Raw genomic sequence first — 14,762 nt, 5'->3', positions numbered from 1 at the left:
TGGTCTGATAGGCAATAAAAAACGGCCGCAAGCGGCCGTTTGATAAGCAATGTGGCGATTATTGCTTTTCGTGTTCGTGCGGGAATAACAGGTTCAGCACGATAGCGGTAATACCGCCAGCGGCAATGCCTGAAGAGAGCAGGGTTTTCAGCCAATCCGGTGCGAACTGTAAGATCAGCGGTTGCTGAGAAACGCCCATGCCAACGGCCAGGGAGAGTGCCATGATCATGATCGCGCGGCGGTTCAGTCGTTCACGCGACACGATGCGCACACCCGATGCGGCAATGGTGCCGAACATCACGAGGGTCGCACCGCCCAGTACCGGCTCAGGAATGTGTTGCACGAAACCGGCCACCGCCGGGAACAAGCCCAGCGCGATCAGCATCAATGCCACCACAAAACCCACATAGCGACTGGCAACACCCGTCAGTTGGATCACGCCATTGTTCTGACCAAAGCACGAGTTGGGGAACGTATTGAATACTGCGGACAGCATGGAGTTCAGGCCATTGGCGAGCACGCCACCCTTCAGGCGCTTCATATACAGCGGGCCGCTCACCGGTTGTTCCGATACGTCAGAGGTCGCGGTGATATCCCCGATGGTTTCCAATGACGTGACCATAAAGATCAGCATCAGCGGTAGCAGCAGGTTCCAGTCAAAGCCCAAACCGTAATACAGCGGCGTTGGGATGATAATTGCGGCTGTCTCGGTGGCCGGCTGAGTGTCTGGCAACATCCCCATGACCCAAGCCAAAAGGTAACCGACCGCCATGGCGATCACCAACGAGGCGACGCGAAGGTAGGGGTTACGCTGGCGGTTAAGCAGAATAATGACCAAGAGTACGGCCCCGGCCAACATCAGGTTTTTTGGCGCGCCAAAGCTGTGATCATTCATCGCGGCATAGCCGCCACCGATGGAGGTTAGCCCAACCTGGATCAGCGACAAACCGATAATCATCACCACAATGCCAGAAACCAGCGGGGTGATGATGCGACGCGCCAGATGCAGCACGCGCGATAACAGGATTTCGGTGCAGGAGGCGACCATCAGTGTGCCGAACAGTGCCGCCATCATTGTAGGGACATCGGCCCCCCCGTTTTTCAATGCCAGCCCACCCATAATCAGCGGTGAAACGAAGTTAAAGCTGGTGCCTTGAATCGAGAGCAAGCCAGAACCGACCGGTCCCCAGGTTTTAATTTGTAGGATGGAAGCCAAACCGGAAGCGAACAATGACATGCTGATGATGTGCTGGGTGTCTTGTGCCGGTAGACCTAATGCCTGGCAGATCAACAGAGCAGGGGTGATTACCGCAACAAACATCGCCAGCAGGTGCTGACCAGCGGCAAACAGGGTTTGCGGCAATGGCGGTCGGTCTTCCAGGCGATAAATGAGTTCGCTATTGCGCGGCGTTGAGGAGGCTTTTTGCTCTGCATCGAGCTCGGCGGATGGCATGGTCATGATGTGGCATTTCCGGAAACGGCAAAGCAGGCATTTTAATGATTTACCCCGCAAAAGCAAACGGTTGCGCGTTACTATTCTGTTAGCATTATCGGCGGTTATGTCGCATTTTCGTTCATTTTTTCTTGTGTTATCAGCGTTTTTTACTTCTAATCCTGCACTCATCAAGTTTTAAAAACTAAGCGGTTTTCTATAACTTATTATTTATTAATTGGATCTTTTCCCTTACATGGAGTACCTGGATGTTTCATCTTGATACTTATGGCACGTTAGTCGCGGCAACATTGGTTTTGCTCCTTGGGGGCAAATGCGTCACAAGCATCCCTCTGTTAAGAAAATACACCATTCCCGCACCTGTCGCCGGTGGCTTGCTGGTGGCTATCCTGTTATTAGCCCTGAAAAAATTCGCTAACTGGGAAATCAGCTTCGATATGTCGCTGAAAGACCCTTTGATGCTGGCCTTCTTTGCCACTATTGGTCTCAATGCCAACCTGGCGCGGCTGCGTGCGGGCGGTAAGGCATTGATGGTATTTCTGTTTGTCGTGCTGGGCTTGCTGCTGGTGCAGAACGCGATCGGCATCGGCATGGCAAAAATGCTGGGTCTGGACCCGTTGATGGGTCTGATCGCCGGTTCCATTACCCTGTCCGGCGGCCACGGCACCGGGGCGGCCTGGAGCAAGCTGTTCATTGAGCGTTACGGCTTTGAAAATGCCACGGAAGTTGCGATGGCCTGCGCCACCTTCGGGTTGGTTTTGGGCGGCCTGATCGGCGGTCCTGTGGCGCGTTATCTGGTGAAGCACTCTTCTACACCGGAAGGGTCTCCGGATGACAGCGTTCAGCCAAGCGGTTTTGAAAAACCGGAAAGCGGCCGTTTGATTACCTCGCTGGTCATGATTGAAACCATCGCGATGATTGCCATCTGTTTGAGCCTGGGTCAGTTTATTTCCGGCTTATTGAGTGGCACGGTGTTTGAACTGCCAAACTTTGTCTGTGTGCTGTTTGTTGGTGTGATCCTCAGTAACACACTGGCCTTCACCGGTTTCTATACTGTGTTTGAGCGTGCAGTATCGGTGCTGGGCAACGTTAGCCTGTCGCTGTTCCTGGCGATGGCGTTGATGAGCCTGCGCTTGTGGGAATTGGCTTCGTTGGCACTGCCAATGCTGGCGATCCTGGCAGTACAGACGTTGGTGATGGCACTGTACGCAATCTTTGTTACCTACCGGGTGATGGGTAAAAATTACGATGCCGCGGTACTGGCTGCGGGTCACTGTGGCTTTGGTATGGGTGCGACGCCGACGGCGATAGCCAATATGCAGGCGATTACCGATCGCTTCGGTCCATCGCACCTGGCGTTTCTGGTGGTGCCAATGGTGGGGGCGTTCTTTATTGATATCGCCAACGCGATTGTGATTAAACTGTATCTGCTGTTGCCGGTGTTCCCGGCGATTGGCTGATTCACCGGCCGTCATAACGAAAAAGGCGCCTGCGGGCGCCTTTTCTATGCCTGAATGTCAGGCGTTGGAGTAGCGAGCTTTCTCAGGTAACCAGCGCTCAACCAGCGCGCGGGCATGTTCCGGGTACTGTTGGTGGATATGGCGGGCTACGCGTTGTACTTCCGGGATCATCGCCTGGTCGCGCAGTAAGTCAGCCACTTTAAACTCTGCACTGCCGGTTTGGCGTGTGCCCAAGAGCTCGCCTGGCCCACGAATTTCCAGATCGCGCTGGGCAATAACAAAGCCGTCATTGCTGTCCCGCAGTACTTGCAGGCGCTGCTGAGCGGTTTTGCTTAACGGCGTCTTGTACAACAGAACACAGTGTGATGCCACAGCGCCACGGCCCACACGGCCACGTAACTGATGCAACTGTGCCAGCCCCAACCGCTCTGGGTTTTCGATGATCATCAGGCTGGCATTTGGCACGTCAACACCCACCTCGATCACCGTCGTAGCCACCAACAGTTGCAGTTCGCCTTGTTTAAAGGCCTGCATTACCGCCTGCTTCTCTTGTGCTTTCATGCGTCCGTGCACCAGCGCCACTTTCAGCTCTGGCAGCGCGGTTTTCAATTCTTCCCACGTGGCTTCCGCCGCCTGAGCTTCCAACAGCTCAGACTCTTCTATCAGTGTACAAACCCAGTACGCCTGCCGCCCTTCTTCCATACAGGCGCTTTTTACCCGTTGAATGATATCGGCACGCCGGGTGTCCGGAATGGCGACGGTCGTGACCGGCGTTCTGCCCGGTGGCAGTTCGTCTATGACCGATGTGTCGAGATCGGCATAGGCCGTCATCGCCAGCGTGCGAGGGATTGGCGTGGCAGTCATGATCAACTGGTGGGCATGGAAACCTTGCTCTTCGCCTTTCTCCCACAGCGCTAAGCGCTGGTGTACGCCAAACCGATGCTGCTCATCGATGATCACCAGCGCCAGGCCGGAAAATTGTACCTGTTCCTGGAAGATGGCGTGGGTACCAACCACCATGGAGACCTGCCCGCTGGCAATCGCTTCTTGTTGCGCGATGCGCGCCTTGCCTTTTTGCTTACCCGCCAGCCAGCCGACTTCTAATCCCAAGGGTTCAAACCACTGGCGGAAGTTGTTGGCGTGTTGTTCGGCCAGCAGTTCGGTAGGTGCCATTAATGCCACCTGCTTGCCGTGGGCGATAGCGCGCAGTGCCGCTAATGCCGCGACCAGCGTTTTGCCTGAGCCAACGTCGCCCTGCACCAGCCGCATCATCGGGAAGCTTTTTTGCAAATCGGCCTCGATGTCGGCCACCACGCGATCTTGCGCGCCGGTGGGGGCAAAGGGCAGTTGGGCGAGGAATTGTTTTTTAAGCCGGTCGTCCGGCATCAGGGGGAGCGCCTGATAGCTTTGCGCACCGGCGCGTACCGCCAGCATACTGAGGTTATGTGCCAGCAGCTCTTCCATGATCAGGCGTTTTTGTGCGGGGTGTTTACCCAGCTCCAAATCTGCCAATTGGATATCCGGCGGTGGGCGGTGCAGAGTATGCAACGCCTCCGGCAGGCTCATTAAGCCACCGCTCAACTCCGATGGCAGCAGCTCGGTAATCGCACAGGTATCCAGCAATTCCAGCGCTTGATCGGTCAGCTTGCGAAGCGTGGCCTGCCGTATGCCTTCGGTGGTTGGATAGACCGGGGTCAGTGATTCTTGCAGCTCAACCTCGCTGTTTTCCCCCTGAATACGGTATTCCGGGTGGATAATTTCTGCGCCATGATTACCGCGTTTAACTTCACCATAGGCGGTTACGCGACGGCCTGTTGCCAGGCTATTTTTCATCGCCGCATTGAAGTTAAAGAAGCGCATGGTGAGCAAGCCGGTGCCGTCACTGATCTGGCAAGTTAGCATGCGTCGACGACCAAAACTGATGTCAGTACGCAGAACTTCGCCTTCTACCGTGGCAAAAATGCCCGGCTGCAGGTCGTTAATTGGATAAAGCCGGGTGCGGTCTTCGTAGCGTAGCGGCAGGTGGAGCAGCAGATCCTGAATGGTTTCCAGGCCAATTTTGGCCAGTTTTCCCGCCTGGCTGGCACCAACCCCGGAAAGTGTGGTGAGTGGGACAGCATCCAGCAGGCGGCCTTTCATTTGCGTACCGTGGCTTGCATGGTTGCCCACCATTCGGCATCGGCGATCACTTGGCCTTGTTCGTCAATGTGCGGGCGCGGCAGTTTTTTACGTTTTGCCACGTTGGCCAGCACCGGGTAACCACCTTCAAACAACAGGCGCTGCTGTTCTTCCTCATCGAGCATGCTGTGCTCGCGGCGATACAGACCGGCATTTTGTCGCTGGCGTTGCGCTTCATACAGGATCAGTGCTGAGGCGACGGAGACGTTGAGTGATTGCACCATACCGATCATCGGGATAATGATGTCCTGATCGGCAAGCTGTAGGGCTTCTTCGGTAATACCGGTTTTTTCCTGGCCCAATAACACACAGGTAGGGCGGGTGTAATCCACCTCGCGGAAATCCACGGCACGATCTGACAGGTTAGTCGCCAGAATTTGCATACCTTGAGCTTTCAGGTGGGTCACCGCGTCGGCGATGGTGCGATGGGTTTTTACATTAACCCAGCTGTTACTGCCCGCTGCGGAGGAAACCAGGGTACGCATGCGTGTGGTTGGCCATACTGCATGCACCTGATGCACGCCGACGGCGTCGGCGGTGCGGATAATGGCGGAGACGTTATGCGGTTTATGCACCTGTTCCAGGCAGACCGTCAGATCCGGCTGCCGGGTAGCCAGCATTTCACAAATCCGCGCATAGCGTTCAGGGCTCATAGGCGCTAATTTCGGTTACGGTTAACTTTAATGACATCCGGCATGATACGGATTTTACGCATAATATTTGCCAGATGAATACGATTACGGGTGGTCAAGCGGATAAAGGCGCTGTAAACCCGACCGTCTTTTTCTTCGGTATTCAGGCTTTGAATATTGGACTCAGCCGCATTGATGGCCGCCGTCAGGTTGGCCAGCGCGCCCTGATGGTTAAACATGTCCACTTTGATTTCGGCGATAAATTCTTGCTCGATGTCTTTATCCCATTCTACCGCCATGAATTTCTCAGGCTCTTTTTGGTAGCCGCGGATATTCCGGCAGGATTCATGGTGGATCACCAAGCCTTTTCCTGGGCTGACATGGGCAATGATCGGGTCACCCGGAATCGGTCGACAGCATTTTGCGAAGGTGATCAGCACGCCATCGGCACCCTTGATCGCCAGGTTACGAACCCCGGAGGATGACCCCAGATTGGACTGGTCACCCTGCAAGTTTTTCGCTACCACAACGCTCATGGCGTTACCCAGGCCAATTTCTGCCAGCAGATCGTCCAGCGTCGCCAGCTTCATGCGATCCAACTCGTGTTGGATATTCTCTTGTGGGATCTCTGCCAGTTTGCGACTGCCGCCCAGTGCATGATTCAACAAACGACGGCCGAGGCCGACTGAGTCGTCGCGCTTGAGGTTTTTCAACATCTGGCGAATTTTGGCGCGTGCTTTTGAGCTGACAACAAAGTTGAGCCAGGCGGCGTTTGGTCGCGCACCCGGGGCCGTGATGATTTCGACCGTTTGGCCGCTGGTCAGTGACTGCGACAGCGGATACGGCTGGCGATCGACGCGTGCACCGACACAGGCATGGCCAATATCCGTGTGCACCGCATAGGCGAAATCGACCGGTGTGGCCCCTGCAGGCAATTCAACGATGCGCCCCTCTGGGGTGAAAACGTAAATCTCATCTGGGAACAGATCGGATTTGACGCTCTCGATAAATTCAAACGAGCTGCCGGCACTTTGTTGTAGTTCCAGCAAGCTTTGCATCCAGCGCTGAGCGCGGATTTGTGCCGTCGTGCCGGTTTCGCCCTGTTCTTTTTCTTTATAAGCCCAGTGCGCGGCAACCCCCATTTCGGCCATCTGATCCATATCTTCAGTACGGATCTGCACCTCTACCGGCACACCATGTGGGCCGATCAATGAAGTGTGCAGCGATTGATAACCGTTGGCCTTGGGAATGGCAATATAGTCTTTTACCCGACCCGGGCGTGGTTTATACAGGCTGTGAGCCTGGCCCAGTACGCGGTAGCAGGTATCGACTTCCTTCACGATTACACGGAACGCGTAAATATCCATAATTGAATGGAAACGCTGTTCTTTCAGGTGCATCTTGAGGTAGATGGAATACAGGTGTTTTTCCCGACCGCTGACGCGGCAAGGAATACCGGCTTCGGTCAACCGACCTTCGATCTCGGCGAGAATCTTCTGGATCATCTCTTTACGGTTACCGCGTGCGGCTTTCACCACTTCTTTGATGACGCGGTAGCGGTTTGGGTACAACGCTTCAAAGCCCAGCTCTTCCAGCTCGGTTTTAAGGTGGTGAATACCCAGACGATGGGCCAGAGGGCTGTAAATTTCCAGGGTTTCACGCGCGATACGCCGCCGTTTGTCGGGGCGTAGCGAACCGAGGGTGCGCATGTTGTGCGTACGGTCGGCCAGCTTGATCAACACGACGCGGATATCCTGCACCATCGCCATGATCATCTTGCGGAAGTTTTCCGCCTGAGCTTCTTTTTTATCCTGGAATTTCAGTTTGTCGAGCTTGGATACGCCTTCAACCAATTCGGCGACGCTTTTGCCGAATAGCTGTTCCATATCCTGATAGGTGGCCGGGGTGTCTTCGATGACGTCGTGCAGCAGGGCTGCCATCAGCGTCTCATGATCGAGACGCATTTCCGCCAGAATACAGGCCACGGCGACCGGGTGAGTAATGTAGGGCTCACCGCTGGAGCGTGTCTGTCCCTCGTGAGCATCACGTGCAACGAGGTATGCCTGTTTGAGGCGCTTAATCTGCTCCTCAGGCAAGTAACGTTGAATCAGCAGATTCAGGCTTTCAAACAGGTACAAAGGCAGACTCGCAGTCTAATTAACGACGACCTTCAGCAATCGCGGTAACCGCTTGAATTTCAGCGGCTTCTTGCTCTTGCTGTTCCTGACGATCACGAACATCGAGGATCTGGCTGGTGATCAGGCCTTCTTCGATTTCGCGCAGTGCGATAACGGTGTACTTGTCGTTTTCTTCAGGAACAAGTGCATCTTTACCGCCAGTCTGGATTTGACGTGCCCGACGAGCAGCGACCAACACCAGGTCAAAACGGTTACCAATTTTCTCTACAGCGTCTTGAACAGTTACGCGTGCCATATTTGTGCTACTCCACAGGTGACGAAAAGACTGGGCATAATACTGAAACTGTCTTCAGTCTGCCAATAGTTTGCTGATTAAAGCGTCATGCCGCAGTAATTGGCGGCCTAAACGCAGGCGTTCGGCGCGAATAATGGTTTTCAGATCGGACAGGGCCAGATCGAAATCATCGTTCACAATTAAATAATCATACTCCGCGTAGTGTGTCATCTCTGCCACAGCTTGCGCCATGCGCTTGGCGATCACTTCATCAGAGTCTTGTCCGCGGCCACGCAGGCGACGACCAAGTTCTTCCTTTGACGGCGGCAAAATAAAGATGCTGCGCGCTTGCGGCATTTTGGCGCGGATTTGCTGTGCGCCTTGCCAGTCTATGTCCAGGAAAACGTCTACGCCGGTCGACAGCACCTGTTCAATAGCCGCACGTGACGTACCGTAATAGTTACCGAACACTTCGGCGTGCTCAAGAAACGCATCCTGCTCAATCATTCGGCAGAATTCTTCTTTTGAGACGAAGAAATAATGATCGCCATGTTGTTCACCCGGGCGGCTGTCGCGCGTGGTGTGCGAAACCGAAACCTGTGTGTCGTACAGCGGTTGCGTCTTTAACAAAGCCTGAATCAGACTTGATTTCCCTGCGCCGCTAGGGGCAGAGACAATATAAAGCGTGCCTTGAGCCATGATGATGTTCGTTGATAGCGGTTGATATGCCAATAACAGCGGATGTGTATTTTCTCCGCACAGTATACACGGCTAACGCGTCGGGTGCAGCGTTAGCTCGCATTTTGCCCGTCTCTTTGTGCTGAAAAAACCTCAAACCGGCAGGTTTGCGCAGCGTATCGCTAAATTTCTTCGGTTTTCTGCAATGTGCCAAATCTTTCTCGAGCTGCTTTGTGGAACGGCTGATTGGGCATTGCCGCCTCCTGACGTTGTGGTTTTACTGCCGGTTATCAGGGAGGTGCACAATGTACAAAGGTGCCGGGCGTATCGGAATGACTCTGCTGTGCGGATTGGTATTCAGTGGAGACCTGTGGGCGGAAAACTGCCCAACGTGGCGGCCAGAGCGGCTGCAACTGGAGATTAGTACGCTAAAAAACCAGCTTGAGCGTTGGGATGTGGCGTATCACCAGCAGGGCAACAGTTTAATTGAAGATGAGGTGTATGACGGTCTGCAGAAAAAACTGCAGATATGGCGACGTTGTGCTGGGACAGCGCCAGCAGATGAGTTCACTCCGCTTTTGGTTCCGGGCAAGGTCCCGCATCCCGTTGCGCATACCGGGTTGCGCAAACTGCCGGATTCTGCGGCTGTGGCCCAGTGGGTAAATGGCCGTCGCGATCTCTGGGTTCAGCCAAAAGTGGACGGCGTCGCTATCACGCTGGTTTATCGTGACGGAAAATTAACGTCGGCGATTAGCCGGGGAAACGGACTGAAAGGCGAAAACTGGCTGGAAAAGGTGCGGGCTATACCGGCGGTGCCTGCCAGCATTAAGAATGCCCCACAGACGCTGGTGCTGCAGGGAGAGCTGTTTCTGATGATGAACGATCACCAACAAAAACTCAGTGGTGGTCTCAACGCCCGGGCCAAGGTCGCTGGAGCTCTGATGCAAAATAAGCTCTCGCCACTACTGCAGCAGATTGGTCTGTTTGTCTGGGCTTGGCCAGACGGTCCGCAGGACATGGCGCAGCGTTTAGGACAGCTTGCTGCAATGGGCTTTCCTCTGGCACTGGCTTACTCGCAGCCGGTGAACTCATTAGCCGAGGTGCAACAATGGCGCACACGTTGGTATCAAGCCGCGTTGCCGTTCGTCACCGATGGTGTGGTGATTCATCAGGCTAGCTCACCGAGTGGTCGTTACTGGCAAGCGAAACCCGGTGGTTGGGCCGTCGCCTGGAAGTATCCACCGACACAGCAGGTCGCGCGGGTCAATGGCGTTGATTTCAATATTGGCCGCACCGGAAAAATTGCCGTTGTGTTAAGGCTAAAGCCCCTCAGGATGGACGATAAATGGGTAACACGGGTGAACCTCGGTTCCTTACCCCGTTGGCGGCAGTTGGCGATTGTACCCGGCGATCAGGTCACGATCAGCCTGATGGGGCACGGCATTCCGCATCTTAATAACGTGGTCTGGCGGGGAACGGATAGGTCGGTGCCCAGTGCCCCATCCGCTGAACGTTACCATCCGTTGAGTTGTTTCAGCTGGCAGCCTGATTGCCGTCAGCAATTTCTTGCCCGGTTGGCGTGGTTAAGTGGCCCGCAGGGGCTGAATCTTCGAGGTGTCAGTGAATCTACCTGGCGGACGCTGATTGACCGGGGATTGGTACGACACCTGCTGGATTGGTTGGTGCTGACGCAGGAGCAACTGATGTTGACCCCCGGCATAGGCGACAAGCGCGGACAGAGTATTCACCGGCAATTTCAGCTGGCGCGGCAGCAGTCTTTCGCGCGTTGGCTGGTTGCTTTAGGTGCACCGCTGTCCCCGCAGCAAGCGATGACGCTGAAAAATTGGCATCAGACCCAGCAAATATCCCCTGATGCGTGGCGTAAAGTAGCGGGTATCGGCGCTAAAAGGGCACAACAAATTGTCGAGTTTTTCCAGCATCCGCCAGTTCTGGATCTGATCGGTACGTTGGCATCCCAAGAAATTGAGGGCTTTGCCAATATCCAGTGATGTGACATTACTCTGCAGGTTCGTCGGCAATGGACTTCAACGTTGCCATCGGGGACGGTGAGGTATGGCGTAGAAAAACAAAAACGATGCCCCCGGATATGGCTGCCAACAGGGCTAGAATATACAGCAAGCTATGAAACGCAGCTTCGTAGCTCTGCTTTAACGCTACAGCATCTATCTTCAGCAGTGCCGCGGCCTGGGGCAGATCGCCCATCGCTAACCGGTGTGCCCCGGCGACAGTGTCGGCCAGTGGCATGACTGGCAGATGCCGTTCAACCAAGGTCGCCAGCAAGGCACCCACGACGGCCAGTGCGATGCCTTCGCCCGCGACCCGAATGGTGCTGAAAATACCGGTGGCCATGCCTGCGCGTTCCTTCGGCACCACGCTGACCGCCAGGCCATCCATCAGGCCCCAGGGCAGGCTGATGCCACAACCAATGATCAGTAACGGCAGGATCAGCCTATAAAATGGCTGTCCTGGTGCATATTGAGCCAACCCTACCAGCCCGAAGGCGCAGATCAGTAAGCCCACACTGGCAATGATGCCGGCGGAAAAGCGGTGCGCTAGTAAGCCAGCCAGCATCGGTAACACTAATAGCGGCGCAGAGAGTGCGAGCATAATGATGCCAGTATCCAGGGGGCTGTAGCCCTCGATGCCAATAAAGCGTAACGGGAGTAAAACCAGCAGCACAACATAAGAATAGGCAGGGGCGGCGGCCAGAAACTGCACGCCGACAAAGCGTGGATAGCGGAATAAAGACAGATCGAGCATCGGTCTGCGCACACGGCGTTCGATCAGAACAAAGGCCAGCATTGAAAGTAGCGCGCTACAGAACAGCGCGATGATCCCATGGCTATTCCAGCCGCTTTCGGGAGCCTGAATGATGGCGTAAGTCAACAGCGTCAAAGCCAGGGTGAAGGCCACCGCGCCGGGCCAATCAAGTTTGGCTGCCGCCGGATCGCGCGATTCATGCATATAGCGCGTGCCGGTCGCCAGGGCGATGGCGCTGAGTAACGACACGCTGGTAAAAATCGAGTGCCAGCCAAAGTGCTGTACCAAAAAACCGGCCATCACCGGGCCAAATGCCAGCCCGACGCCAAACGTAGTGCCCAGCAGGCTGAAGGCTTTGGTACGTTCAGCGCCATCAAATACCTGCGCCAGGCCTGCAGTTCCTCCGGCAAATGCTGCCGCTGCGGCAAAGCCTTGCAAGGCGCGGATCAGATCAAAGGCAATAATGTCCCGAACCGCCAGCATGATCAGTGAACTCAGCGTCAGTACCGCTAGGCCACTGACGAATATGCGTTTACGACCAAAGCGATCGGCGAGCGCACCGGCGATCATCAGACTGCAGCCGAAAGTTAGCATAAAGGCGTTAGTGACCCAGTTGAGGGCCACTGCACTGCCGCCCAGGCTGGTGGCGATAGCAGGTAGAGAAACTGCCGGCCCGGTAAAGTTAATCGGCATGATTAACCCCGCCAGGCAAACAGAGAACAGGATGATCCAGCGCTGGGGGTGAGCAGGCAGCGTTGGGTGGGGCTCTGGAAGGCTCAGAGGTTTAGTCATGGTTAGCTCCAGCTAAAGCATTGTTGGCTGGGTTGGATGATAGGGTGGATTTAATTGGCTAAAAATGGGGCTTTATTCCACTCTTTAAGGACAATAACTCTCTAATTGGAGCCTCTATGGACAGCCTCAGCGGTTTATTGGCGTTTGTTCGCGCTGCCGAGCTACGCAGCTTTGTTGCCGCTGGTGAACGGTTAGGCGTATCGGCTTCTGCGGTAGGGAAAAGCGTAGCCAGGCTGGAGGAGTCATTGGGCGTCAGGTTGTTTAACCGCAGCACCCGTCGCATCAATTTGACCGACGAAGGCGCCCTTTTTTTTGAACGTTGCCAGCGCATTGTTAGTGAAATTGAAAATGCCGAGGCTGAAATGGCCAGGATCTCTGATGCGCCACGTGGCAAGCTGCGGGTGAGTATGCCGGCGGTTGGCTATCGGATGCTGGTGCCGCTGCTTTCTGAGTTTACCGCGCTTTATCCCGAGGTGGAGTTGGATGTGGACTTTAATGACCGGATAGTAGATCTGATCGCTGAAGGCATTGATGTGGCGGTGCGCGGTGGCGAGCTGGCGGACTCTCGGCTGATGGCTCGCAGATTGGGGCCGTTCCGGCTGATACTGACGGGGGCACCGGAGTACTTCCAGCGCCGTGGCATGCCCCAGAGGCCTGAAGACTTGCTTAACCATGCCTGCTTACGTTACCGCTACCCGGGTGGCCAGCAACTGCAGGCGTGGAACCTGTCAGAGGGTGAGCCTGTTTCCCTTCGAATACCGGTGACGCTGAGTTTTAACAGCATTGAAGCGCTGATTCATGCCGCCCAAGAAGGGTTGGGCATCGCTTATCTGCCGGATTTTACGCTATGTCAGCCAGTTGATGCACGGCGGCTGGTTCCCGTGTTGGAGCAACACACGCAGGAACAGGGGTTTTTCTCCGCGCTATGGCCGTCAAACCGACATATGCTGCCCAAGGTTCGAGTCTTCGTCGACTACCTGGCACAGCATATGTTGCCGCTGCGCTGAACCCGGTTAATGGTCCGGGTGCTGATAATTAAATACCGGCAGACCCAGACGAAAACGCAGGGCGATCAACCGGGCGCTGAGACCAGCAACCAGGGTGATGATTACCACCATATTATGCGGCAGACTCAAGTGTTGCAGGCCGATGTATAGCCAGGCTGCGGCAAAGGAAATACCGGCGTAGATTTCTTTCTGGAATACCAACGGAATACGGTTGCAGAGCATATCACGCAGTACACCGCCGAATACGCCGGTGATCACGGCGGCAATGGCCGCGATGATGGCGCCGTGGCCCATATCCAGAGCAACTTGCGCACCGATGATTGAAAATACAATCAGGCCAACGGCATCCAGCACCAGAAACAACCGACGCAGGTGCCGCATTAACGGTGCAAACCAGGTGGTCACAATCGCAGCAATCGCAACGATAACGATATATTCAGGATGTTTTACCCATCCCAGCGGGAAATGCCCGAGCAGCATATCGCGCACTGAACCGCCGCCGATTGCCGTGGCCGAAGCGATAATGATTACGCCAAACATATCCATTTGACGACGGCCAGCAGCCAATGCGCCGGTCATGGCTTCGGCAGTGATGCCGATGATATAAAGAATGCTCAATAACATAAGGTATTCACAGGATGGGCGGGAATGAGTGTCATGGTGAAAGGGTAATCGCCTGCGGGGTCTGTCGCTACTGAGTTTTTCTAACTGATGACATTTCGGATTACTTTAATTAATCCTTTCGCGTTTTACTTTACTGGTTTATCGCCTTTAATCAGCTTTATTTATTCATAGAAGCATTAGGTATTTCGCGTTAGTTTCTGTTGCTAACTATGCTTCTTGCATGTGATCACGCAGCGGTGTGCTGATGGTGCATCTCCAGGTTAATGATACTCAATAATGAGGAACATGAAGATAAAATGAAAAGAACCCCCCTGCTAATGACGGCCGTAGCGACGCTCTTCTTCTTGAACGGTTGTGTTGCTCCGGTTCAGCACAGTGCGCCGCAAAAAGTGGCGAGCTGCCGTGTGGGCGATCCCATGACGCAGACGACGCTTTATTTCGGCCTGAATCGCCCGACCGGGCCGGCGATTGGTGCTGCAGAGTGGCAGAGTTTTGTTGATCGGCAGGTGACGCCACGCTTTAAAGACGGGCTGTCGGTATTTGACGCTAAAGGGCAATGGTTGGGTCATGACGGCAAGTTGGCACGTGAAAACAGCAAAGCGCTGATGCTGATTCATGCGTCGGGTAATGAAAGTGAAACCAATATAGAGGCGCTGCGAAGCAGCTATAAGCAACAGTTTGCGCAGGATTCCGTGATGCGCGTGGACGCGCCAGTGTGCGTAGCGTTCTGATTGCCCCCCGGCCC

Annotated in this window: 12 protein-coding genes; 4 read left to right on the top strand and 8 right to left on the bottom strand. The window is 54.8% G+C overall.

The genetic code is table 11. The features are described from left to right. Positions 1-58: 58 nt before the first annotated feature. On the bottom strand, positions 59-1,459 hold the full coding sequence (locus AC2FC2_RS21950) for a nucleobase:cation symporter-2 family protein (RefSeq protein WP_209640170.1): 1,401 nt from the start codon (positions 1,457-1,459) through the stop codon (positions 59-61). A 242-nt stretch (positions 1,460-1,701) separates the two neighbouring features. On the opposite strand from AC2FC2_RS21950, the gene gltS reads away from it, so the two are divergent. Continuing rightward, positions 1,702-2,913: a sodium/glutamate symporter gene (gene gltS / locus AC2FC2_RS21945; RefSeq protein WP_209640167.1), complete on the top strand. Its 1,212-nt coding sequence runs from the start codon at positions 1,702-1,704 to the stop codon at positions 2,911-2,913. A 57-nt stretch (positions 2,914-2,970) separates the two neighbouring features. Here gltS and recG read toward each other — a convergent pair whose 3' ends face one another. The 5 genes from recG to gmk are packed head-to-tail and all read right to left on the bottom strand — an operon-like array spanning position 2,971 to position 8,834. Then, complete coding sequence (gene recG / locus AC2FC2_RS21940; RefSeq protein WP_490659902.1) at positions 2,971-5,052, bottom strand: ATP-dependent DNA helicase RecG; 2,082 nt, start codon at positions 5,050-5,052, stop codon at positions 2,971-2,973. Then, complete coding sequence (gene trmH / locus AC2FC2_RS21935; RefSeq protein WP_209640160.1) at positions 5,049-5,744, bottom strand: tRNA (guanosine(18)-2'-O)-methyltransferase TrmH; 696 nt, start codon at positions 5,742-5,744, stop codon at positions 5,049-5,051. The genes recG and trmH overlap by 4 nt, the downstream gene beginning before the upstream one ends. Positions 5,745-5,749: 5 nt before the next feature. Next, positions 5,750-7,861: a bifunctional GTP diphosphokinase/guanosine-3',5'-bis pyrophosphate 3'-pyrophosphohydrolase gene (gene spoT, locus AC2FC2_RS21930; protein WP_209640156.1), complete on the bottom strand. Its 2,112-nt coding sequence runs from the start codon at positions 7,859-7,861 to the stop codon at positions 5,750-5,752. A gap of 19 nt (positions 7,862-7,880) precedes the next feature. Next, entirely contained in the window at positions 7,881-8,156 is a 276-nt protein-coding gene (rpoZ, locus tag AC2FC2_RS21925; protein ID WP_004953385.1) for a DNA-directed RNA polymerase subunit omega, read from the bottom strand. A 54-nt stretch (positions 8,157-8,210) separates the two neighbouring features. Then, complete coding sequence (gene gmk, locus AC2FC2_RS21920; protein ID WP_041415115.1) at positions 8,211-8,834, bottom strand: guanylate kinase; 624 nt, start codon at positions 8,832-8,834, stop codon at positions 8,211-8,213. A gap of 284 nt (positions 8,835-9,118) precedes the next feature. On the opposite strand from gmk, the gene ligB reads away from it, so the two are divergent. Further along, complete coding sequence (gene ligB, locus AC2FC2_RS21915) at positions 9,119-10,822, top strand: NAD-dependent DNA ligase LigB (protein WP_490659901.1); 1,704 nt, start codon at positions 9,119-9,121, stop codon at positions 10,820-10,822. Between the two features lie 7 nt (positions 10,823-10,829). Here the strand turns inward: ligB and AC2FC2_RS21910 are convergent, their stop codons facing one another. Beyond that, the gene (locus AC2FC2_RS21910; protein WP_490659900.1) at positions 10,830-12,386 is read right to left on the bottom strand and encodes an MFS transporter; all 1,557 of its coding nucleotides are present in this window, start codon (positions 12,384-12,386) and stop codon (positions 10,830-10,832) included. Positions 12,387-12,502: 116 nt separating this feature from the next. On the opposite strand from AC2FC2_RS21910, the gene AC2FC2_RS21905 reads away from it, so the two are divergent. After that, positions 12,503-13,393, top strand: coding sequence for a LysR family transcriptional regulator (locus tag AC2FC2_RS21905; RefSeq protein ID WP_265556772.1), 891 nt, complete (start codon positions 12,503-12,505; stop codon positions 13,391-13,393). Positions 13,394-13,399: 6 nt separating this feature from the next. On the opposite strand, the gene AC2FC2_RS21900 is transcribed toward AC2FC2_RS21905, so the two are convergent. Continuing rightward, positions 13,400-14,017: a trimeric intracellular cation channel family protein gene (locus AC2FC2_RS21900; protein ID WP_209640147.1), complete on the bottom strand. Its 618-nt coding sequence runs from the start codon at positions 14,015-14,017 to the stop codon at positions 13,400-13,402. A 296-nt stretch (positions 14,018-14,313) separates the two neighbouring features. On the opposite strand from AC2FC2_RS21900, the gene AC2FC2_RS21895 reads away from it, so the two are divergent. After that, positions 14,314-14,748, top strand: a complete 435-nt coding sequence (locus AC2FC2_RS21895) for a DUF3574 domain-containing protein (protein WP_209640144.1) — start codon at positions 14,314-14,316, stop codon at positions 14,746-14,748. The last annotated feature ends 14 nt before the right edge of the window (positions 14,749-14,762 follow it).

This window comes from Serratia sp. CoH_122_TC_1 (genome assembly GCF_058191755.1).
Note: the sequence above shows the minus strand (reverse complement) of the source record. Positions and strands in the feature narration are given on the sequence as shown.